Source organism: Salininema proteolyticum (assembly GCF_042685645.1).
Lineage (GTDB): Bacteria > Actinomycetota > Actinomycetes > Mycobacteriales > Micromonosporaceae > Salininema > Salininema proteolyticum.
Map to the genome: position 1 here is coordinate 1,233,392 of NZ_JBHUNX010000001.1, position 20,796 is coordinate 1,254,187.

A 20,796-nucleotide genomic window follows, 5' to 3' on the forward strand; every position below is an offset into this window, starting at 1 on the left:
GTGCGCGCACTCGAATTCCTGGCCCCCGCCGCCGTCGGGAGGGGATGGCTGTGGCTGACCCTGGGCGGAGCGCTGCTCATGCCCTATATGATCCTCGGAGGCCTGCTCTACGGGTGGAACGACGCGACGGCGCAGGCCGCGGGAGGGATCTTCCACCCCGGCGTCTTCCTCGCCACGCTGCCCTTCATCGTCCTCACCGCGCCCTTCCTGCCCGTCGGACCCGTCGAGCGCAGCGCCGCCCGGACGCTCCTGCGCCTGGACCTCCCCGACCCGCCCCGCGCCGAATCCTGGAACACCCGCTGGAGGGCCGGCCTCGGCTTCGCCTTCCACGTGGCGGTGGGCGGCATCGTCGCCGGCATGTCCCTGGCGACGGTCCCCTTCTCCCTCTACCTGGCGCTCCATGGAGCGGGCTTCGTCGAAGACCTCGGCCTCGTCGAGCCCGCCTGGCTGACGCGGTACGGACTCCTCACCGGACCGGCCATGCTCGTGACACTGTGGATCGTCACCGCGGCCGTCGCGGCCGCGGCGAAACCCGTGGAGCGGAGGCTCCTCGGCCCCGGCGACCGCGACCGGCGCCTGCTCGCCGAAGAGGAGAACGCACGCCTCGCCGCCAGGAACAGGATCGCCACCGAGCTGCACGACTCGGTGGGCCACGCCCTCTCCGCCGTCGCGGTCCAGGCGGAGGCCGCCTCGCTGCTGGTCGAGGAGGACCCCGAGTTCACCCGCCGGGCGCTCGCGGCCATGAGGGACAAGGCCACCGGCGCCCTCAAGGAGCTCGACGCCGCCATCGGGGTGCTGCGCAACGGCGAACGGGACGCGCCGGCCGCCGACGTCGGCCTCTCCGGGCTGGACGACCTGATCGCCTCCTCGGGCGTGGCCGTGGACCTGGAGGCGTCGGGCGACCTCGACGCCGTGCCCAGGGCCGTCTCGCGCGAGGCCTACCGCATCCTCCAGGAGAGCCTCACCAACGTGCTGCGACACGCCGACCGGGCCGAGGCGGCCGTCCGGATCGACGCGGAGGCCGACCGGCTCGGCCTGGCTGTGGAGAGCCCCTGTTCGAACCGGACCGCGCCGCGCGCCGGAGGGGCGGGGATCATCGGCATCGGCGAGAGGGCCGCGCTCCTGGGCGGGTCGGCCGACGCCGGACGCGATGGGGGACAATGGGTCGTCACCGCCGAACTTCCCTGGGAGAGACCGTGAACGACTCCGCGATCCGCGTCGCGCTCATCGACGACGAGGAGCTCATCCGCACCGGCTTCGCCGCCATCCTGGGGCGCGAGGACGACATAGCCGTCACCGCGCAGGGGCGCGACGGCGTGGACGCGGTGTCCATCGCCCGCTCGGGCAAGGCCGACGTGCTCCTGATGGACGTGCGCATGCCCAAGGTCGACGGACTGCGGGCCACCGAGTCCATCGTGTCCGAACTGTCCTCGCCGCCCAAGATCATCGTCGTGACCACTTTCGACAACGACGACTACGTGTGGGAGGCGTTGAGGGCAGGCGCCGACGGCTTCCTTCTGAAGCGGACCCCCGTCGCCGACCTGGTGGCAGCCGTCAGGCTCGTGGTGCGCACCGACACCCTGCTCTTCCCCGACTCGGTGCGCCGCCTGGCATCGCACGTGCGCAGCAGGAGGCCGACGCGCGTGGGCCGATTGACGGACAGGGAGAGGGAGGTCCTCTGCCTGGCCGCCCGGGGGCTGTCCAATGGGGAGATCGCGGAGAGCCTGCACCTGGGGCGCGAGACGGTCAAGACGCACATGGGCAACGTCTACGCCAAGCTGGAGGTCCGCGACAGGACGCAGGCGGTCATCGCGGCCTATGAGAGCGGGCTGGCGGGGTGAGAGGCCGGCCCGTGTCGGTGGGCCGGCCTCCGCCGGTCCGTGGATCAGGTGTCGGCTCCGCCGGTCAGCGCGAGGTAGTCCCGCAGCGAGATGGACATGCCGAGGACGATGTCGAACATGGTCGTGAACGAGTCGACGCGGTCGGCCTCCTCGATGTACTCGGACTTGTCCGGCATCTCCGAGTAGACGAAGGCGGGCTTGGCCGGCGGTCCGGCCACCCCCGACGAGAAGATCTCGTAGCCGGGGTACATGTAGGGGTGGGGAATGCGGACGACCCTGATGTCCCAGCCGCCGGACACGGCCCTCTTCATGCGCTCTACCTGGTGCTCGCGGCAGGAGAGCTGGTCGAGGGCGAGCATCGCCGCCTCGCCGACGATGAGCACGACCCGGGCCTTCTCCCCCCGGCCCTTGAGCTCCTTGCGGCGCTGCTGCTTGAGGATCCAGCCCTCCTGGTGCCTCCGGTCGTCGAAGCGCCGGTCGCGCAGTTCGGGAGCGAAATGGTACCCCTCTACCTGGAGCACGTTCGGTATGAACTGCGGTTCGAACTTGTAGAACGCGTCGTAGTGCTTCTCGGCCCGCAGGAGCGGCCTCGGCTCGTACACCTGCGGGAAGATGTTCTTGCTGTCCCTCTGGCCGTAGAGGAACCGGAGGTACTCCACCGTTCCCCCGTCGGTTCCGTACAGATCGCAGATCCCCTTGACGGCGTAGGGATAGGGCTGGTTCTCACCCACCTCCCACTTGCGTATCGTCTCGGAGGAACCCACTCCCACGACGCGCGCGGCCTCCGTTCTGCTGAGACCCGCTTCCTCTCTAATGGAGGCGAGTTCGGTGGCTATGAGCCACCGCGTCAATTTAGAGTCGGCCAAATCTTCCACCCCCTATCGAATCGGCTTGATTACATAGGTCCGCTTTTACTGTACCGATGAGGGCGGGCCAATCCCGTCGTCGACGCGACACTCTTGCCTTCCTTTTCAGAACACCCTAGTTTGGAGTCAGGACCGACACAAGAGGTGGGGACAGTGCGGTCGTGCCTTATCCCCGGCCCGTGCCGACATCACGGGCCGAGGGCGTGCGCCGAGGACGGTCGGGGCGCGCGGCACGCCGGAAGGAGAGTGGAGGAGACATGGTCACCGAGAGACACGCCGCCATGCTCTCCCATGGAGCGGGGCGCCCGGCGTCGATGGAGGCGACCATCGGGCGGTTCGACCAGGGGGGCAGGCGTTTCACCATGACGTTCACGTTCGACGACCCGGGGCGGCTCAAGCTCTACGAGGAGCGGGCCGACGAGGTCGACCGCCTTGTCCTCACCGTCACCGACCCCTACGACGAGAACCCCGTCGAGTCCTGGCGGGTGTACGTGGGTCAGGTGCCCAGCGACCGGGACGAACTCAGGCGGCTGGCCTTCGAGTGCTTCCGCGGCGACTCGCGGTGCTGCATAGACGTGGTCGGGACGTAGGCGGGGGAGAGTCCACCCGAGGCGGCGGAGCCGCCTCGGACGTCGGCGGCTGGCCTCCTGGAGCGGGTCCCGGCCTTCCGGAATGGCGCCCGGCCGCCTGGAGCGGGTCCCAGCCGGAACGGCGCCCGGCCTCCCGGAACGGCGCCCGGCCTTCCGGAACGGGGCGCGGTCCCCGCCCGGGCACGACGGTGGTCACACGGCGGCGCGGTCTCCCAGCCAGGTGTGCCACAGGGACGAGTAGGCCCCTTCCCGCTCCAGAAGCTCGTCGTGCGTGCCGATCTCGGTCAGGCGCCCCTCCTCCATGACGGCGATCCGGTCGGCGTCGTGGGCGGTGTGCAGGCGGTGCGCGATCGCGATGACCGTCCGCCCCTCCAGGACCTGCCCCAGCGACTGCTCGGCGGTCCGCGCCGACTGCGGATTGAGCATGGAGGTCGCCTCGTCGAGGATGACGACCACGGGATCGGCCAGAACCACCCGGGCGAGCGACAGGTGCTGCGCCGCGGCGGCGTCAAGTTCCCGCTCGGTCCCGCCGACGACCGTGTCCAGCCCGTCGGGCATGTCGTCGAACCATTCCGCGCCCACCGTCGCCAGGGCCTCCTTCAGGTCGTCGTCGCCCGCGTGCGGCGCGGCGAGGCGGAGGTTGTCGCGAATGGACGTGTGAAAGACGTGGTTGTCCTGGGTGACCAGGGTGACCAGCCTGCGGCGCGCCGACATGGGCATCTCCGCCAGATCGGTGCCGCCGACCCGGATCTCCCCGGCCCGGGGATGGTCGATTCCGGCGACCAGGCGGGCCAGAGTGGACTTCCCCGCTCCCGACGGCCCTATGACGGCCAAGTGCTCTCCGGCGGCGATCGACATGGTCACGTCGGAGACGACGTCCGGCCCGTCGCCGTAGGCGTAGTGAGCGCCGGCGATCTCCACCGTGCCCTCGGAGGGCAGCGGCCGGCCGTACTCGGGCTCGTCCTCCGACATCACCAGCACCCCCTCCACGCGGGACAGCGCGGCGAAGGCCTTCTGCAGGCCCTCGATCCACATGAGGATCGAGTCGATGGGGTAGCTGATCTGCCGCGAGAGGATCGCACAGGTGGCCACCACTCCCAGGCTCACCGAGCCCTGGAAGTACAGGTATCCGCCCAGCAGAAGCACCGCCGCGGTCGACAGGGGGTAGGACGCGTCCAGGGTCGGGAACATCCACGACCGCAGGTAGAGGGTGTAGCGGTTGGCCCGGTAGAAGTTCCCGACCGACTCCTCGGCCACGGCGGTGCGGCGGCGCTGCAGCCCGTAGGACTCGGTGGTGCGCGCTCCTTCGGCCGTCCCCGTCAGCACCTCGCTGACCTCCGCCTCGCTGGCGCGTTCCTTCAGGTAGCCGTCGCGGGCCCGCTTCAGGTACCAGCGCATGCCCGCCCACGAGATCGGCACCGAGGCCAGCAGGCACAGGGTGAGGAGCGGCGACAGCCACAGCATCGCCCCCAGGTAGGCGGCGGCCTTCATGCCGTTGAACGCGACGCGGTTGAGCCCGTCGCGGAACAGGAACGCCACCAAGGGAACGTCGTTGACCGTGCGGGTCAGGAGGTCTCCGGTGCCGCCGGCCTCGGCGACCGAGAGCGGCAGCGCCAGGGAGGAGTCGATGAACCGCTCCCTCAGGTAGGCGGAGATCCTCTCTCCTAGCATGCCGAGGGCCCAGGTGCCCAGCCATGTGAAGACGGCGCTCACGGCGATCGAGGCGAGCAGGACGACGGCCTTGTCGTCCACTGTGGACATAGAGGCGCCGGCGGCGATGTCGTCGACGATGTAGCCGAGGTACAGCGGCGCGACGATGGCGGCGCCGGTCGACAGGGCGTTGAACAGGAACGCCACCGCGACCAGGCCCTTCTCCTGCCGGAAGGCGCGCCAGAAGGCGCGGCGGGTCTGTCGGCGGTCGGCGACGGGCAGGCGCTTCTCGGTGCTCATCGGCTCTCCCTCGCGACGAGTCGGCGGTATTCTTCGCAGTCCCGCAGCAGTTCGGCGTGCGTACCCGTCGCGGCGACCTTCCCGTCGCGGAGGAAGGCGACGCGGTCGGCCTCGGCCAGCCACAGCGGCGACGTGGAGGCGACGGCCGTCGTCTTCCCACGGCGGGCCTTCGCCACCCGCTGCGCGATCCGAGCCTCGGTGTGCGAGTCGACGGCCGAGGTCGGCTCGGGGAGCAGCAGGACGCGCGAGTCGTAGGCGACGGCGCGGGCCAGCCGGAGGCGCTGGCGCTGGCCCCCGGAGACGGTGCGGATCTGGTTCTCGACCTTCGTGTCGGTGCCCTCGGCGAGCGCCTCGACGATGTCGGACGCGTTCGCGGTCTCCAGCGCGGCCTTCACCCCTCCGGGCGTCTCGGCGATGTTCTCGCCGACGGTTCCGGCGAAGAGGTAGGCGTCGTGGTCGCCGAGGAGGACGTGGCGGCGCAGCTCGGCCCGGTCGATATCGGTGGCCTTCACGCCGTCCACGGTCGCCGCGCCGGGGCTGTGCGCCGTGATGCGGGCGAAGGCCTCCACCGCCTCGCGCGGCGACTCCGCGGCGATCACGGTCAACCCGTCGGTCAGCTCCAGCCCGGACTCGGGCTCGTGGACGCGCGCCCCGTCGGGGAACGCGGCCGGCTCGGCCGGCGTCTCCGGCTCGGGCAGGGCCAGGAAGTCCCTGAGCTTGGCCGCCGCCACGCCCCCTTCGAGGACGTTGCGGAGCACGTAGGTGCTCCAGGCGACCGGAAGGAGCAGGACCGTGCAGTAGGAGAAGGAGGCGATGAGCTGGCCGGTGGTGATGTCCCCGGCCACGGCCTGGCGCGCGCCGACCCAGACGACGGCGGCCAGCAGGGCGGTGAGGCCCGCCTCGGTGAGCGAGCGGATCGTCGCGTCGGTCTTGGCCAGCCGGATCCCGGAGTGCATCATCGACCGCGACCGGTTCCGGTAGTGCGCCGAGAACCGGTCCTCTCCTCCGATGCCGCGCAGCACGCGCAGCCCGGCGACTATGTCGCTCGCCGTGGACGCCAGTTCTCCCTTGGCCTCGCGGTAGCCGGCCTGCTTCTTTCGCAGGCGGCTGACGAGGGGGCCGTTGATGACCGCCAGAACGGCCGTGCCGACGAAGATCGTCAGGCCCAGTTCCAGGGAGATAGCGAAGAGGAGCCCGCCCACCAGGGCGATCGAGAAGACCGCCCCGGCCAGGACTCCCAGGCTGTTGAGGCCGGCTCCGATCGCGGTGGCGTCCACCACGCCCACGGCCACGACCTTGCCCGCGTCGGCGTGGCCGGTGAGCGCCGAGCCGAGGCGGTTGGCCTTCCGGTCGACCAGCTGGATGACGCGGGAGGCCGATTTTATGGTCCACAGGGTGCGGGAGCGTTCGTTGACGAGGATGAGGGCGGAGGAGGCCGCCCCGGCGAGGACGAGCCCGACGACCCACCGGACGAGGGCGTCACCGTCGCGGGCTCCCAGTCCGGAGTCGACCGCGCCGTTGAGGAACAGCGAGATGAGGGGGATGGAGCCCAGTCCGAGCGCGCCGCTGACGATGGAGACGGTGGCCAGGAACGGCTCTTTCCGGCCGACCCAGCGGAAGAGCCCCCATGCGCTGAGCGAGCGCGGCGGGCTGCCCGGATCTCGGTAGGGGATGGTGGAGGACTTCCAGAAGCGCATCCGTACCATTCTCCGGACCGGACGGTCGACCGGCAAGTCGTTTTCCCGGGCTGCGGAAGGCTCGGGGCCTAGCCCCGGACGAGCGCCGCGCCCGTTCGGGGCTGCCTTTCAGGAAGGCCGGGAGGGAGCGCCGTTCAAGAGGTCCAGGAGGAGGCGGGCGAACCGCTCCGGGTGTTCAACGGTCCCCAGGTGGCCCCCGGGGAAGACGACGGGATCGGAGCCCAGTCGGCGGGCCAGTTCCACCGCGGCGCGGCCGGCCGTTTGGTTCCGTGAGTTCCGGCCGACTCCGACGGTGATCCCCGTGCTCGGCAGGGAATCCAGATCGGGGAGGTACCGGGTGAAGGACGGCAGGGTGCGTGCGAGGAAGGCCTCGGTGTTCCCCGCCAGTCGGGTCGCCGCTTCGCCGCTCAGCCGAGGGGCGACCGGCTCCGGGCTCTCTTCGGGGCCGTTGGCCTCGCCGAAGTGGGCCATGGCGGGTCCGGGGCCCTCGGCGTGGAAAAGTTCGACCGTGCGGTCGACCATGGCCCGGTGGCTCTCGGCGTCGGGGAGGAGCTCGAACAGCGGCGGTTCGTGGAGGACGGTCCGCTTGAACAGGCCGGGGCGGTCGCGGGCCGCGGCGAGGCCGACGATGGCGCCGGCGCTGGTGCCGAACAGTCGGACCGGCCCCTCGGCGGTGTGCTCGATGAGGCGTCGGACGTCGTCGGCGTGGACGGCGACGTCCTGCGTGGCGGGGTCGTGCTCGGTGGAGCGGGAACAGCAGCGCGGGTCGTAGCTTATGACCGTGTGGTGTTCGTCGAGCAGGGGGCGCATGGCGTCGAAGACTCCGGCGTCGCCGCCCCCACCGGGAACGAGGACGAGGGGAGGGCCCTCGCCGCTGACGTCGTAGTAGAGGTCGGCTCCGGGGACGGGGAGGCGTCCGGTTCTGAGGTCTGTGGTCACGGGTAGGCCTTTCCAAGGTGCGGATCGGTGTCGGAGGGGGCTTCAGGGGGCGGTTCGTATCGGCCAGTGCGTCAGGGCGGCGTCGAGCGCTTCCACGCAGGCCTGCCACGACTCGTCGGCGGCGCGGGGATCGTTGAAGCCGCCGCTCGCCTCCAGCCCGGTGAACCCGTCGACCATGCTGCGGATGAAGCGGACGGCGTCGGTGCGGTCGGGTTCGTCGAGCCCGTATCCGCGCAGGACGGAGTGGACGAGGTCGACGTAGCGGCGGAACACGGCGAGGTCGGAGACCTCGTCGAGCGGGACGGGGAGGCGGGTGGCGGCGTGCCGTCCGGGGTGCTCGCGGGCGAAGGCGCGGTAGTCGTTCGCGAAGGCCCGCAGGGCGTCGGCGCCGGACAGGCCTGCCAGTGCCGCGGCGAGACGTTCGGCGGACGCGGCCGCCGTCGACAGGGCTATGCCGAGTTTCAGGTCCGCGAGCGACTTGACGTGCCCGTAGAGGCTGGCGTCCTTGACGCCGAGTTCCCGGGCCAGCGCCGACATGCTGAGCCGGTCGAGTCCTCTCTCGTCGGCCAGGGCGGCGGCGCTCTCGATGACGCTGTCCCTCGTCAGACCGGCGCGGGGCATGGAACCTCCCGAAACTAGAGCTACTAGGAATAAAACTAGAGTACCTAGTTTTCGCTCTCATCGCAAAGGGGTTTCCGACGGCGGTCTTGACAAATTGGTAAGTTTCCTATTATCTATCTGGGTCCACTGTCACCTCACCTGGAAGGAGACCCCATGTCCCTGTCCCTCAAGCGGACCCTCTACGCCCTGCTCGCGGTCGCCGCCGTCGCCCTCGCCCTCCCGCTCCTCTCCGCCTCTCCGGCCCAGGCGGCCGCGGCCGAGTGCGAGTCCTACCTCGCCGACCGCGGCTACGAGATCTCGGCCGGGGTCAGAGACGGGTGCGAGGCCGGGGAGACCTCGTTCTCCCAGTGCCAGAGCCACCTCGGGGCTGCCGGAGTGGCCCAGTTCGACCAGCGCCACGCCTGCAACGACGCCTCCCAGCCGACCGTCACCTGCGAGTCGTACCTGTCCGACAACGGCTACCCCGCCGGCGAGCTCATCGTTCGCGGCTGCGGTTCCCCGTCGTTCTCCGAGTGCCTGGACTACCTGGACCGGGCCGGGGTTTCCGCCTTCCACCAGAGGCACGCCTGCAACTACGCCGGACAGCGATAGGGCCGGCCCCCGGACCGAAATTCCGCGCCGGCCCGCCGCCCGGAGGGGAAGCGGGTCGGCGTTCGCGTTGCCCCGCCTGAGACCCGTCCCGACGGCCGGTCGGGCGGAAGGGCCCGTCGCGGGCGGCGTGCATCGTTCGAGGGAAATCCCGCGGCGCGCAAGCCGTCTCCATGGCGGTGAGAGGCGCTGGTCGCCAAAGGCGTTCGGGCGGTGGGCGGACCGCGTTGGGGTTGACGTGAACATGACACTCGAATCCTGTGGAATCTCCTTGCTTGCATTGAGACCGGCGGCATGTAATGATGCGCACCGGAGCTCAAAGAAGGGGTCTTTTCCGGCCCGGTCCGGAAAGCCGAACCGCACCGATCCCAAGCCCGTGAACGGGTCGGGACGGATCGAACGCGCCGGACGGGGTCCCGGGCGGAACCGACTCACCGCTGCCGGACCCCTTCCGCTCCGCGACACAACATCAGAGCGGCCGCGTCGCGCCCGAGGCGCGCCGATACCGACCCCGGCATCGCCGGGAGCGGGCGTGCCGCCGGAATCTATTTTGGAGGAACAGACATGTTGACGGGGACTTTCAAGAAATCGTCCTACAGCAACGGCGGAGGCTGCGTCGAAGCTCGCGTGACCGACACCGGTGCGGTGCAGGTCAAGGACTCGAAGCTGACCGACAGCCCGGTCCTGAGCGTTTCGGCCGCCGACTGGAAGGCCGTCATCGGCCGCCGGTGAGCGGAGACCGCCGCGGAGCTACAGCCGGCTTCGCGGCGGCCCGCCGAGCGCCGCACGGCGAGTCGGCGGGCTGAGAGATCGGCCGGCGCCCGTTCCGGCGCCGGCCGCCGCGTTCCCTGCGGCCCATGCGGAATCCCCCGCGGTGGGAGACGGGACCCAGCGGCGCGGGGCGCGTTCCCCGCGTTGCGCGCGGACCCCGCATCTACTGGGCTTTCGGTGATCGAACGCCCGCTGTCGTACTCCTGTGCTCAGATGGAGGGGTGAAGAAGGCGGTAGTCGTCGGCCACCGAGGCGACGGCTGGACCATGGAGATCCCCGGGGGCGCGGCGCAGTACCACCCGGACCTCGTCGCTGCCCTGACCGAGGCGGAGGAGCGAGACCGGCCCCGCTGGATCTTCGCCGACCTCTCGAAGGACTACGCCCTCCTGCACCGGCGCGGCGCCCGCCTGGAACGGGCCTGGGACCTCCGCCTCGTCGAGCGGATCGCCTCCCGCGCCGAGAACCGCGAACCGCGCTTCGCCCCCGAAGAGGTCGACACCGACGCCGGAACCCTGTTCGAACGCGAACCCGAGCCCCTCGACGGGGAGTCCCTCCTGGTCGACCTCCAATCCCGACACCTCGACCAGATGCGCCGGGCCCAGTCCACCGGCATCGCCACCCTCCCGCGCCTCTTCGCGGCCGAGTCGGCCGGGGGACTGGTCGCGGTGGAGATGGCCGCTCAGGGCATCCCCTTCGACCAGACCGTCCACAACCGAGTCCTCACCGAGCTCATCGGACCCAAACCGACCGCCGGATTCCGCCCGCGCAAGCTTCAAGCCTTGGCGGACAAGGTGAATGAGGCCTTCGGCCGCCCGGTCAACCCCGACTCCCCGAAGCAGATGCTCGCGGCCTTCCGCGCCGACGGGCTGGAGGTCCACTCGACCCACTCGTGGGAGCTGCACGACCACGGCCACCCGGGCGTCAAGGCGCTCAAGGCCTACCGCGAACAGGCCCGCATCTGGACGGCGTTCGGCTGGAAATGGGCCGACGAATGGGTGCGCGACGGCCGCTTCCACCCGGTGTACACGGTCGGCGGCGCGGACACGGGCCGCTGGGGCACGGACGGGGGCGGGGCGCTGCAACTGCCGCACGCGGTGAGGGAGGCCTTCCGGGCGGAAAAGGGCATGGCCCTGGTCGTGGCCGACGCGGCCCAGCTGGAGCCGAGGCTCCTGGCGGCCATCAGCGGAGACGAGCAGATGATCGCGGCGACGGCGGCCGACGACCTCTACACGGAGCTGGCGCCGCAGCTCGGCGGGGAACGGGAGAAGGCGAAGATCGCGCTCATCTCGGCCATGTACGGCGGCATGGCCGGCGACGCGGCGTCCCTCGTGGTGCTCATGCGCCGCCGCTTCCCGCGCGCCTTCGACACCGTCGAGTCGGCCGCGCGGACGGGAGAGCGGGGCGGCCAGGTCCGCACCTGGTGGGGGAGGACCGTGCCGGCGCCCTCCGAGAAGTGGTGGAAGAGGATCTACTCCGACGACGGCCTCCAGGCGGCCCGGAGGAGGGGGCGTCTGACGCGCAACTTCATCGTTCAGGGCACGGCGGCCGAATGGGCGCTGGTGGTGCTGGCGGCCCTGCGCCGCCGCCTGTACGAGGAGAGCCTGGGGGACTTGGTGTTCTTCCTCCACGACGAGGTCATGGTCTACTGTCCGGAGGAGAGGGCCGAGGCCGTCGGCCGGGCGGTGACCGAGTCGGCCGAGGAGGCCACGCGTACATTGTTCGGGGACATTCCGGTCCGGATACCGCTGCGCCCCAAGACCGTCCGCAGCTACGCCGACGCGAAGTGAGGGCCGAGGCGGCCGAGGGGAGTCCGTCCGCCGCTCAGGCGGCGTGCTCCTTGAGTAAGGCGAGCAAAGCCTCGGGTCGCAGCCGCTCAGGCGGCGTGCTCCTTGAGCAGGGCGAGCAGGGCCTCGGGCTGCAGCCGCTCCGCCGGCCTGCGGCCCCGGGCGATCCGCTTCGCGTTGTTCTCCTCGAAGACCTTGATCCGGCCGGGGGCCACGCCGTCGGTGCAGAAGTAGTCGTCCTTCTGCGTCGGATTGGACGCCACCGTCGCGCCGGCCCTGCCGAGCGCCTCCCACCAGCTCTCCTTGGCGATCCCGCCGGGGTTCCCGCTGACGAAGATCCGCTTGCCGGCCAGGGGCCCCGAGCCGCCGACCTTGTCCATCCAGTCCGGAGCGCCGCGCGTGGGCGCCTGGGAGCGGCCGAATCCGCTCCAGCCGGCGTCCGGCTCCTGCAGGGCGGGCGACGGGTCGAGCCGCCACGGGTCGAAAAGCTCCGGCACGTCGCAGGCGGACGAGCCGGCTGCCCGCAGCGCGAGTTCGTAGGTGGCCACGGTGTCGCCCGTGGACCGGTGCGCGTCGCCGTTGGCGATGCAGAGCGTGCGGCACAGCGCGCCCAGCCCGTAGCGCCCCAGCCCGGGCCAGACGCGCCGCGACATGCGGACGGTGCATCCGAAGTCGAGCGCCGGGGGTTTCATGTCGCGCGCGGCGGCGGCCTGTTCGAAGACGCCCATCTCGAAGCGCGCGTTGTGCGCCAGGACGAGGCGTCCGTCCAGCAGCTCGTGGAGCCGGTCGAAGGCCTCGGCGAAGTCGACCGCCTCCCGGTCCCACTCGGCGGGAGGGCTGGGGTAGTCCGGGCCCCAGTCGCGGCGGCGCAGGTACGGCGTGTCGGGGCGGATGTAGAGGTGGTGGACCTCGGGGTCGGTGCCGGGCAGGACCACGGTGGCCTCCCAGGCGCTGGCGGGATGCCTGTTGAGCGTCTCGAAGTCGATGACGGCCCAGTCGGCGTAGGGGACGCCGGCGTCAGCGTCCCGGCGCGCAAGGGATCCCGGGCCGGGCGTGCGCCGTGAGGTCCCGGGAAGCGGGAAGAGCGCCTCACCGCTCATGTCCGTCCTCGCCGGCGATCGTGAAACCCGCCTCGGCGGCGAGCATTCCCGCCATGGCGATGGCCTGGTCGGGTGAGATCACGGCCCCCTTGAGCGCCATGACGCCCGTGGCCCCGTCCATCGACGTTCCACGGAGGTCCAGGTCCCGGGCGCGATTGACGCGTGAGAAGTCGGCCTCGCCGAGGTCGCAGTCGACGAACCGGACCCGCGAGAGGTTCCCGACGAACCGCGCGCCCTTGAACCGGCAGCGTTCGAACCGGACCGCGCCGCGGACCATGTCCAGGGACAGCCCCGCGTAGTCGAGGCGCGAGTCGGTGACGACCAGGTCCTCGGCCACGTCGAGCTGCGCCTCCCAGCCGATGGCCTGGCAGTGAGAGAGGGCGACGCGCCGGGCGGTCGCCTCCCTCCAGGCGGAGTTGGACAGCACGCACTTCTCGAACGCGGTGTCGGCCAGTTCCATGCCGTCGAAGACCGAGCCGGAGAAGTCGGAGTTCTCCGCCAGGACCGAGCGCCAGTGGCCGGAGACCTCGCCGCCCGTCCACTCGAGACCCGACAGGAGCGCCTCGTCGGCCTCCATCTCCGCTTCCATCTCGGCCTCTACCAGCAGATCGCGCTCCAGGCGCGGTCGCTCGGCGGCCCCGTTCCGCTTAACCATCGCGCCCGACGATATCACCGGGTGCCGACACAGCGACACCGCCGCGGACGGCCCTCAGGCGGTGCGAGTCCGGCGGGAGCGAACGGTGAGGGCGGCGAGAGTCGACGTCACGGCGAGGACCGCGAGGCTCAGCGCCATGGTCGGCAGCGAGTCGACGAGGACGATGCCGACGGCCCCTATGAGCACTAGCACGGTCATGGCGATGAAGCGGGACTGGGCGATCTTCCCGAAGCGGGAACGGAGGAACAGGACGTTGCCGACGAGATACACCAGCGGTCCGGCGACGGTGACCAGGACGATCGCCGTGTCGAGGTGCTCGTGGGAGAGCCGCAGCTCGGTCGAGACGGCGACGAGGATCGCCCCCAGGACCATGAACGCGTGCGCGTAGGCGTACCCGTCCCGCAAGGCGGCGGTCGAGCCGTCCCCGCCCTGGGTCTCCGGTCCGGCGAGGGCGAAGTAGTTCCACCACAGCACGAAGAGGCCGGCGAAACCGACGAAGACGCTCAGTGCGAGGGAGGCGTCCAGTTCGGCGACGGAGATGACGCCTCCCATGAGGAGGATCGACTCGCCCAGGGCGATGATGAAGACCAGCCGGTTGCGCTCGGCCAGGTGCTCGGCGTCGGTGTCCCAGGTCTCCGACGGGGCCATGCCCACGCCCGGCACGCGGAACTCCAGTTTGGGGGCGAGATAGTCGATGATCACGGCGACGGCCCATATGAGCAGGCGCAGTTCGGACTCGGCGAAGGCGCCCGCTACCCAGAACACGCCCGCGCCGAGCGTCCAGATGAGCAGCATGCGGTAGTTCGAGCCGAGCTGCTGTCCCCGGTAGGCGACCATCATGAAGACCGGCCGCAGGACGCCCATGAAGAGGTAGGACCCGACGAAGAGCCACGCGCCGTCGCCGAACGCGTCGGGGATCGCCGTCGCCATGCCCAGCGCCGCCAGCATCAGCGCTCCCGACATTACCTGCACGGAGGTCCGCGAGGGGTCGAGCCAGTTCATGGCCCAGGCGGTGTAATTCCACCCCCACCACACCGCAGCGAACACGATGGCCGTCTGGGCCGCGCCCGTCCAGGAGAGGTGCTCGATAAGCAGGTGCGAGAGTTGGATGATGGCGAAGACGTAGACGAGGTCGAAGAACAGCTCGACCGGGCCCACTTCGGACCGGTTTCGCGCGCTGCGCGAGAGCGAGGGTGTCGGGCTCATGGTGTCCTTCTCTCATCGGTCGAGGTGGCGGGCCTGCGTCCCCTGGAGGTTACTATTGGCGGGTTCCGGGTGTCGCCCGGAACGGATAATTCCCCGACGGGCCGGGCCCGCGCCGCGCACGGCCCGAAGCCGAGAAGAGAGGCCCTGTCGCGATGGAACCCGGCCCGATCCCCCGCCCCTGCTCCCGCGTGCTCCTCATCGATCGCGAGCACCGCACGCTCCTGCTGCACTCCAGCGAGTACTACGGCCCCGGAATCGAGTACTTCCTCGTCCCCGGCGGCGCGGCCGAACCCGGCGAGTCCCCTGTGGAGACCGCCGTCCGGGAGGTCTTCGAGGAGACCGGCCTGCGGACGACGCCCGAGCGGCTGGGCGATCCGGTGGCCCGCACCGCCGGGGCCTGGCACAACCGCTCCGACGGGCGCCGCTACCGCAACGACGAGCACTTCTACGCCCTGCGGGTGGATCGTTTCGAACCCGACTTCGGCGGGATGGAGCAGGCCGAGGACGGGGAGTCCACCGGTTGGGCGTGGATGAGCGCCGACCGCCTCCGCGAGGCCGACGCGGGGACCTATCCCGTCGGAGTCTCCGCCGTCGTGGAACACGTCCTGCGCGGAGGGAGGGGAGCGCTTCGCGTGCCGTGGACGGACTTCGACGAGACGGCCGTCCGCTGCCCGCTGCCGCCGGAGGGCCGCCACCGCACCGACGGAGGATTCCGCCTGAGGCGCTGAGGCCGAGGCGGACTGGCCGCCCCGCCCTACACTGCGAGTAGAACGACCTTCCACTTTCGGGGTCGGCAGTGCGAGAAGGGGGGACCATGAGGCGGCGCGAAGAAGGAGACCCGCGGACTCTCGGCGGCTACCGGATATTCGCCGAGCTGGGCCGGGGCGGCATGGGACGCGTCCTCCTGGCCGGGGCGGAGAACGGTGCCCTGGTGGCGCTCAAGGTCGTCCACCCGCACCTGCTCGACGAGCCCCAGTTCCGCGAGAGGTTCCGCCGCGAGGTGCGGGCCTCGCGGCGCGTCGCGGCCGGCGTCCACACCGCCGCGGTCGTCGACGACGGGGTGGACGACGACATCCCCTGGTTCGCCACGGAGTTCTTCTACGGCCCCACCCTCGGCGAGGCCCTGGAGAAGTCCGGCGGGCTCGACGAGCGCCCGTTGCGCCACCTGGCCGCCGGCCTCGCCTCGGCCCTCGACCACGTCCACGGCGAGGGCCTCGTCCACAGAGACCTCAAGCCCAGCAACATCATCCTCGCCTCCTCCGGGGTCAAGGTCATCGACTTCGGCATCGCCCGCGCCACGGACACGGTGCGGGAGACGACCCTGACCGGCACGGGCTTCCTCATAGGCGTGCCCTCCTGCATGGCCCCCGAACAGGTCCAGGGCCGGACGGCCGCCCCGGCGAGCGACGTCTTCTCCCTGGGCACCATGCTCCTGACTGCGGCGTCCGGCACGAACCCCTACGAGAGGGAGGGCCCGTTCCCGACGCTCAACGCCGTCGTCAACGAGCGCCCCGACTTCGGCGTCCTGCCCGCAGGCCTCCGCGAGGCGGTGGAGGCCTGCCAGGAGAAGGACCCGGCCGACCGCCCCCGCACGAGTGAGCTGGCGGCACTGATCGGAGCCGTCGCACCGACGGCCGACCCCTGGCCGCGCTCGGTCCGGCGGCAGGCGGCGCGGCAGAAGTCCGCCGTCGCCGACATCGTGGCAAAAGCGGGGTTCGCGGTCGACGACGGCCCCACGGGGCCGTTCTTCAGCGCCGGGCGAGTCGGCGCCGAGGAACCCGAGACCGTCCGAGAGGAGCGGGTGCCGCCCACCAGAGTGGACCCGCAGGCCCAGAGCGGACCGGAGCCGGCGAACGACGAGAACCAGGAGGACGACGAAAACGGCGAGAAGGAGGACGTCCGCACCTCGTCCGACATGGACGGCGCAGGTCCCGCGCCCGGCCGCGACACGACGGCGGCCAAGGTGGTCGCGGGCGTGATCGGAGCCCTCCTCCTCGTCATCGGCCTGGTCAACTCCGCCGACGGAGGAGGGGGCGGCGGCGAAGACGACTCCTCCGGGGCCGAGGAGACCACCTCGTCGGAGGAGAAAGAGGCGGACCCTTACGACGGCAGGCCGGACACCGACACGGAACAGGACTCGGACGACCGCGAGACGACCCGCTCCCCCGAACCGGACCCCTACCGCGACGCCGCCGTCGGCGACTGCTTCGACAACGAAGGTACCGAGACGAGCCCCGACCTGGTCTCCGTCTCCTGCGGTTCCGGCTACCTCGAGGTCATCGACTACCACGACGGCACGACCGACCTCTCGCGCTGTTCAGGGGACGAACTCGACTACAGCGTCTCACTGTCCGCCTACGACCGCGTCCTGTGCCTGACGTACCTGGGCAAGGACGCCGCCTACCACGCCCGGACGGGCGACTGCGTCTGGCAGCCCGACGACGGCGACTGGGTCGTCGCCTCCTCCTGCGTGACGGGGACCTTCGAGGTCGTCGAGCGGATCGAGGGCACCGCCGACGGCGACGCCTGCACCGACGACCGGTGGCTGCACTGGATGCGCTGGTACGAGACGGCCTACGGCTTTCTTGACCGCACGCTCTGCCTCAAATTCGTCTATCCGGACGACGCCGGCTACGCCAAGGTCAACGAGTGCCTGCGCATCGACGGCAACTACTTCTACTTCGACGACTGCGACCGCGCCGACGCCTACGTCACCGGGCGGACCTCCGGAGTGGACAAGGGCTTCTGCGGCGACCACGGGAGCACGTGGTGGGAGAGCAACACCGTCTCCGACTTCAGCTACACGGTGTGCTGGCGCTACCTGTGAACCCGCGTGGTACGGGAACGGGCGGCCCCGCGACCGGGACCGCCCTCGATTCTTCGCCCTCTACAGGCCCAGATAGGCCTTGCGGACCTCGTCGGACTCCAAGAGCTCCTCCGGATCGCCCGACAGCGAGACGCGGCCGCCCTCGACCACGTAACCCTTGTCGGCCGCGCGAAGGGCGCGCTGCGCGTTCTGCTCCACCAGCACGACGGTCACACCGGACTCCCGAATCTCCTCGACAGCGTCGAAGACCACGTCGACCATCTTGGGCGCCAGCCCCATAGTCGGCTCGTCCAGCAGCATCATCTCCGGCTCGGCCACCAGGGCCCGGCCGATGGCCAGCATCTGCTGCTCGCCGCCCGACAGCGAGCCCGCCGAGAACGACCGGCGCTCGCCCAGGATGGGGAACATCCCGTAGACGTCGTCGATCTTGCCCGGCCCCGACGTCCGCGCCGTCCGCGCCAGCTTGAGGTTCTCCTCGACCGTCAGCGTCGTCAGGATCTGGCGGCCCTCCGGGACCAGCACGAGCCCCTGGGCGACCATCCGGTGCGCCGGGGTCTTGGTGACGTCCTTGCCCCGGAACAGGATCCGTCCCCCGGAAGGCTTCAGAAGCCCCGCGACGGCGGACATGGCGGAGGTCTTCCCCGCCCCGTTGGCGCCGATCAGGGCCACCAGCGACTCGGCCTCCACCTCGAAGGACACGCCCTGGACGGCCCGGACGCGCCCGTAGGACACCTCCAGGCCCTCCACCGAAAGCAGCGGTTCACTCATCAGCGGCACTCCCCATGTAGGCTTCGACGACGTTCGCGTCCGACAGGACCTCCTCCGGGTCGCCGTCGGCGATGCACTTTCCGAAATCGAGCACGGTGACCTGGTCGGAGACCTCGGCGACCATGCTCATGCGGTGCTCGATGAGGATCACTCCGACGCCCTCGTCGGCGATCGAGCGGATCAGGCGGCCCAACTCCACGACCTCGCTGGGGTTCATCCCGGCAGCGGGCTCGTCGAGGATCAGAACCGACGGGTGCGAGGCCAGTGCCCGCGCGATCTCCAGCCGCCGCTGGTCCCCGTAGGACAACTGCGCCGCGTCGAGGGACGCCTTCTCCTCCAGGCCGACCCGCTTCAACTGCGCCATCGCCTGCGCCGCGAGCCTCCGCTCGTCGGCCCGGGCCGAGGGCAGCCACACCAGCCGCCGCCAGAACGTCGAGGGCGCGAACTTGTGCGTCCCCGACAGGGCGTTGTCCAGCACGCTGAGCCGCTCGAAGAGCCGCGAGTGCTGGAACGTCCGCGCCACTCCCGCGCGCGCGACCTTGTGCGGCGCGGCCGACCCGGACAGGTCCACGCCCGCCACCGTGCCGGTGCCCGCCGTCGGAGCGATCTGCCCGCTGACCATGTTGACCAGAGTGGTCTTCCCGGCCCCGTTGGGGCCCACGATCCCGCGCACCTCGCCGGCCTCCAGGCGGAGGTCCACGCCGTCGACGGCCTTGACGCCGCCGTAATGCTTGGACACGCCCTTCAGGTCGACCAGCACCGTCCCCTTCTCGGGAAGGTCCGGCAGGTCGGGGGTGGCCTCGCCGGAGGGCGGCGTGCGCCGGGGGCGCAGCTTCGCCAGGAGGCTCGACAGCCCGCCCGGCAGGAACAGGATGATCAGCAGGAGGATGGCAGCCGAGACGAAGGCGGGAATCCAGCCCGCCTCGATCCCCATGGCCGACTGGACGTCCGGCAACGGCGTCAACAGGAGGGACGCCAGGATCGGCCCCAGGAACACCGCGATGCCGCCGACGATGGCCGTCACGAGCCCGTCGAGCATCATGGAGAAGCCGAAGTCCGCCGGAATGAGGCGCCGGACGAAGTAGGCGTAGAGCGTTCCGTACGTCCCCGCCACCGCTCCGGACATGACGAACGAGATCATGCGCGTGCGGGCCACGTTGATGCCCATGGCGCTCGCGGCGGTCTCGTCCTCGCGCACCGCGTCGAAGGCGCGGCCGGTGCGCGTGCGCCCGAACCGCCAGAGGGCGTAGGCGAGGAGGGCGAGCGCCATCCACGCGAGGTCGACGGTCACCCACTTCTCCAGGCGCATGCCCTTGGGGCCGCCGGTCCACTCGGCGTTGAGGATCAGGATGCGCACCACTTCGGTGAAGGCGATGGTGGAGATGGCGAGGAAGACGCCCCTCAACCGCAGCACCGGCAGTCCCAGCAGGAAAGCCGCCGCCGCGCCGACGAGCGCGCCGACGGGGATGCCGATGAGCGCCGGGCTCAGAGCGCCGAACAGCGGCTCTTCGGGCACGACGAGGGTGGAGAAGTAGGCGCCCAGCGCCGCGAACCCGGCCTGGCCCAGGCTCAGCTGACCGGCCTTGAGGACGATGTAGAAGGAGTACCCCAGGATTCCCGTGAGGGCGATGATCGTCAGGAGGTTGTCGTATCCGCTGATCATAAGACCTCCCTTGTCTTGCCGGCGCCGAACAGGCCCTGCGGGCGCATCAGCAGGACGGCGAACAGGAGCGAGAACGCCACGACGTCCTGCCACGAGGCGCCGATGAAGTGGATGGTGAGGGCCTCGGCGAGGCCGAGGAGGAGCCCGGCGGCGACCGCGCCCCACAGCGAGCCCAGGCCGCCGAGGATGATCACGGCGAAGCCGGTCAGCTCGATGTTGAGGCCCATGTCGAGGTCGGCCTGGCCGACGTTGACGGCCATGAGCGTCCCGGCCAGGGTGCCCAGCATGGACGACAGGGCGTAGGTGGACAGGGTGACCCGGCGGACGTTCACCCCGAGGACCTTGGCGGCCTCCGGGTTCTCGGCCACGGCCCTCATGGAGGAGCCGAAGGTCGTCCGCCGCACCAGCCACGTCAGTGCCACCATGAGCGCCAGCGAGCAGGCGAGGGTGAGCAGCTGGGTGAACGTGACCGTCACTCCGGCCACCTCCAGCACCGTGCTGGGGAGCGTCCCCGACGGGAGCGAGCCGGGCTCGGAGCCGAAGTAGCCGCGCAGCAGGGCGATGAGCATGCCGCCGAAGGCCACCGAGGAGATGAGTCCGGCGAAGTGCTCGTCGCGTCGGCCGGCGAGCGGCCGGAAGGCGACCGTCTCCAGGAGCGCTCCCAGAGCCAGTCCGGCGACGGCCACCAGAGGGAAGACCAGCCAGGCCGGGAAGCCCTGGTCGGTGGCCTCGACGGCGGCGAAGGCCCCGGCCGTGAAGACCGCGGCGTGGGCGAGGTTCAGCTGTCGCAGGATTCCGAACACGAGAGTGAATCCGATGGCGAACAGCGCGTATATCGAGCCCTGGAAGAGCCCGTTGGCGATTTGTTGCAGCATGAGAAGAGGACTTGTCCAATCCGAGAGTGCCGTGCGGGGAGGACCGTGCGGCGCC

Annotated in this window: 19 protein-coding genes; 8 read left to right on the top strand and 11 right to left on the bottom strand. The window is 70.7% G+C overall.

Going from position 1 to position 20,796, the window contains the following annotated elements:
* Both ACFTE1_RS05800 and ACFTE1_RS05805 read left to right on the top strand, forming a co-directional pair.
* A complete protein-coding gene (locus ACFTE1_RS05800) occupies positions 1-1,200 on the top strand; it encodes a sensor histidine kinase (protein ID WP_380625203.1) in 1,200 nt (399 codons plus the stop codon).
* Positions 1,197-1,841 (top strand): response regulator transcription factor, encoded by a 645-nt coding sequence (locus tag ACFTE1_RS05805; RefSeq protein ID WP_380625205.1) that lies wholly within the window; start codon positions 1,197-1,199, stop codon positions 1,839-1,841. Before ACFTE1_RS05800 ends, ACFTE1_RS05805 begins: the two co-directional genes overlap by 4 nt.
* A gap of 44 nt (positions 1,842-1,885) precedes the next feature.
* Here ACFTE1_RS05805 and ACFTE1_RS05810 read toward each other — a convergent pair whose 3' ends face one another.
* The gene (locus tag ACFTE1_RS05810; RefSeq protein WP_380625207.1) at positions 1,886-2,707 is read right to left on the bottom strand and encodes a Scr1 family TA system antitoxin-like transcriptional regulator; all 822 of its coding nucleotides are present in this window, start codon (positions 2,705-2,707) and stop codon (positions 1,886-1,888) included.
* A 257-nt stretch (positions 2,708-2,964) separates the two neighbouring features.
* Between ACFTE1_RS05810 and ACFTE1_RS05815 the strand changes: the two genes are divergently transcribed.
* Positions 2,965-3,297, top strand: coding sequence for a hypothetical protein (locus tag ACFTE1_RS05815; protein WP_380625209.1), 333 nt, complete (start codon positions 2,965-2,967; stop codon positions 3,295-3,297).
* 192 nt (positions 3,298-3,489) lie between these two features.
* Here ACFTE1_RS05815 and ACFTE1_RS05820 read toward each other — a convergent pair whose 3' ends face one another.
* The 4 genes from ACFTE1_RS05820 to ACFTE1_RS05835 form a co-directional block, all read right to left on the bottom strand.
* Positions 3,490-5,247: an ABC transporter ATP-binding protein gene (locus ACFTE1_RS05820; protein ID WP_380625211.1), complete on the bottom strand. Its 1,758-nt coding sequence runs from the start codon at positions 5,245-5,247 to the stop codon at positions 3,490-3,492.
* Positions 5,244-6,944: an ABC transporter transmembrane domain-containing protein gene (locus ACFTE1_RS05825; RefSeq protein ID WP_380625213.1), complete on the bottom strand. Its 1,701-nt coding sequence runs from the start codon at positions 6,942-6,944 to the stop codon at positions 5,244-5,246. The genes ACFTE1_RS05820 and ACFTE1_RS05825 overlap by 4 nt, the downstream gene beginning before the upstream one ends.
* 108 nt (positions 6,945-7,052) lie before the next feature.
* Positions 7,053-7,883 (bottom strand): alpha/beta fold hydrolase, encoded by an 831-nt coding sequence (locus ACFTE1_RS05830; RefSeq protein WP_380625215.1) that lies wholly within the window; start codon positions 7,881-7,883, stop codon positions 7,053-7,055.
* Positions 7,884-7,925: 42 nt separating this feature from the next.
* Positions 7,926-8,504, bottom strand: coding sequence for a TetR/AcrR family transcriptional regulator (locus ACFTE1_RS05835; protein ID WP_380625217.1), 579 nt, complete (start codon positions 8,502-8,504; stop codon positions 7,926-7,928).
* Positions 8,505-8,657: 153 nt separating this feature from the next.
* Here ACFTE1_RS05835 and ACFTE1_RS05840 point away from each other — a divergent pair, with 153 nt between their 5' ends.
* The 3 genes from ACFTE1_RS05840 (at position 8,658) to ACFTE1_RS05850 (ending at position 11,650) form a co-directional block, all read left to right on the top strand.
* On the top strand, positions 8,658-9,095 hold the full coding sequence (locus tag ACFTE1_RS05840) for a hypothetical protein (protein ID WP_380625219.1): 438 nt from the start codon (positions 8,658-8,660) through the stop codon (positions 9,093-9,095).
* A gap of 561 nt (positions 9,096-9,656) precedes the next feature.
* Positions 9,657-9,824, top strand: coding sequence for a DUF397 domain-containing protein (locus tag ACFTE1_RS05845; RefSeq protein WP_380625221.1), 168 nt, complete (start codon positions 9,657-9,659; stop codon positions 9,822-9,824).
* 260 nt (positions 9,825-10,084) lie between these two features.
* On the top strand, positions 10,085-11,650 hold the full coding sequence (locus tag ACFTE1_RS05850) for a bifunctional 3'-5' exonuclease/DNA polymerase (RefSeq protein WP_380625223.1): 1,566 nt from the start codon (positions 10,085-10,087) through the stop codon (positions 11,648-11,650).
* Positions 11,651-11,736: 86 nt separating this feature from the next.
* Here ACFTE1_RS05850 and ACFTE1_RS05855 read toward each other — a convergent pair whose 3' ends face one another.
* Genes ACFTE1_RS05855 through ACFTE1_RS05865 form a run of 3 tightly spaced genes read right to left on the bottom strand, consistent with a single transcriptional unit; the run spans position 11,737 to position 14,608 of the window.
* Positions 11,737-12,747 (bottom strand): 3'-5' exonuclease, encoded by a 1,011-nt coding sequence (locus tag ACFTE1_RS05855; protein ID WP_380625225.1) that lies wholly within the window; start codon positions 12,745-12,747, stop codon positions 11,737-11,739.
* Positions 12,737-13,402, bottom strand: coding sequence for a pentapeptide repeat-containing protein (locus ACFTE1_RS05860; protein WP_380625227.1), 666 nt, complete (start codon positions 13,400-13,402; stop codon positions 12,737-12,739). Before ACFTE1_RS05860 ends, ACFTE1_RS05855 begins: the two co-directional genes overlap by 11 nt.
* Positions 13,403-13,456: 54 nt before the next feature.
* A complete protein-coding gene (locus ACFTE1_RS05865; RefSeq protein ID WP_380625229.1) occupies positions 13,457-14,608 on the bottom strand; it encodes a low temperature requirement protein A in 1,152 nt (383 codons plus the stop codon).
* A 152-nt stretch (positions 14,609-14,760) separates the two neighbouring features.
* Here ACFTE1_RS05865 and ACFTE1_RS05870 point away from each other — a divergent pair, with 152 nt between their 5' ends.
* Both ACFTE1_RS05870 and ACFTE1_RS05875 read left to right on the top strand, forming a co-directional pair.
* Entirely contained in the window at positions 14,761-15,336 is a 576-nt protein-coding gene (locus tag ACFTE1_RS05870) for an NUDIX hydrolase (protein WP_380625231.1), read from the top strand.
* A gap of 86 nt (positions 15,337-15,422) precedes the next feature.
* Positions 15,423-17,435 carry a serine/threonine protein kinase gene (locus ACFTE1_RS05875; RefSeq protein ID WP_380625233.1) on the top strand — a complete coding sequence of 671 codons (2,013 nt, stop codon included), beginning with the start codon at positions 15,423-15,425 and terminating at the stop codon, positions 17,433-17,435.
* Positions 17,436-17,495: 60 nt separating this feature from the next.
* Here ACFTE1_RS05875 and ACFTE1_RS05880 read toward each other — a convergent pair whose 3' ends face one another.
* From ACFTE1_RS05880 to ACFTE1_RS05890, 3 genes are read right to left on the bottom strand one after another with little or no spacing between them, the layout of a single operon-like run.
* Positions 17,496-18,203 (bottom strand): ABC transporter ATP-binding protein, encoded by a 708-nt coding sequence (locus ACFTE1_RS05880; RefSeq protein ID WP_380625235.1) that lies wholly within the window; start codon positions 18,201-18,203, stop codon positions 17,496-17,498.
* Positions 18,196-19,866 carry a branched-chain amino acid ABC transporter ATP-binding protein/permease gene (locus ACFTE1_RS05885; protein WP_380625237.1) on the bottom strand — a complete coding sequence of 557 codons (1,671 nt, stop codon included), beginning with the start codon at positions 19,864-19,866 and terminating at the stop codon, positions 18,196-18,198. The genes ACFTE1_RS05880 and ACFTE1_RS05885 overlap by 8 nt, the downstream gene beginning before the upstream one ends.
* Positions 19,863-20,741, bottom strand: coding sequence for a branched-chain amino acid ABC transporter permease (locus ACFTE1_RS05890; protein ID WP_380625239.1), 879 nt, complete (start codon positions 20,739-20,741; stop codon positions 19,863-19,865). Before ACFTE1_RS05890 ends, ACFTE1_RS05885 begins: the two co-directional genes overlap by 4 nt.
* Positions 20,742-20,796: the final 55 nt, after the last annotated feature.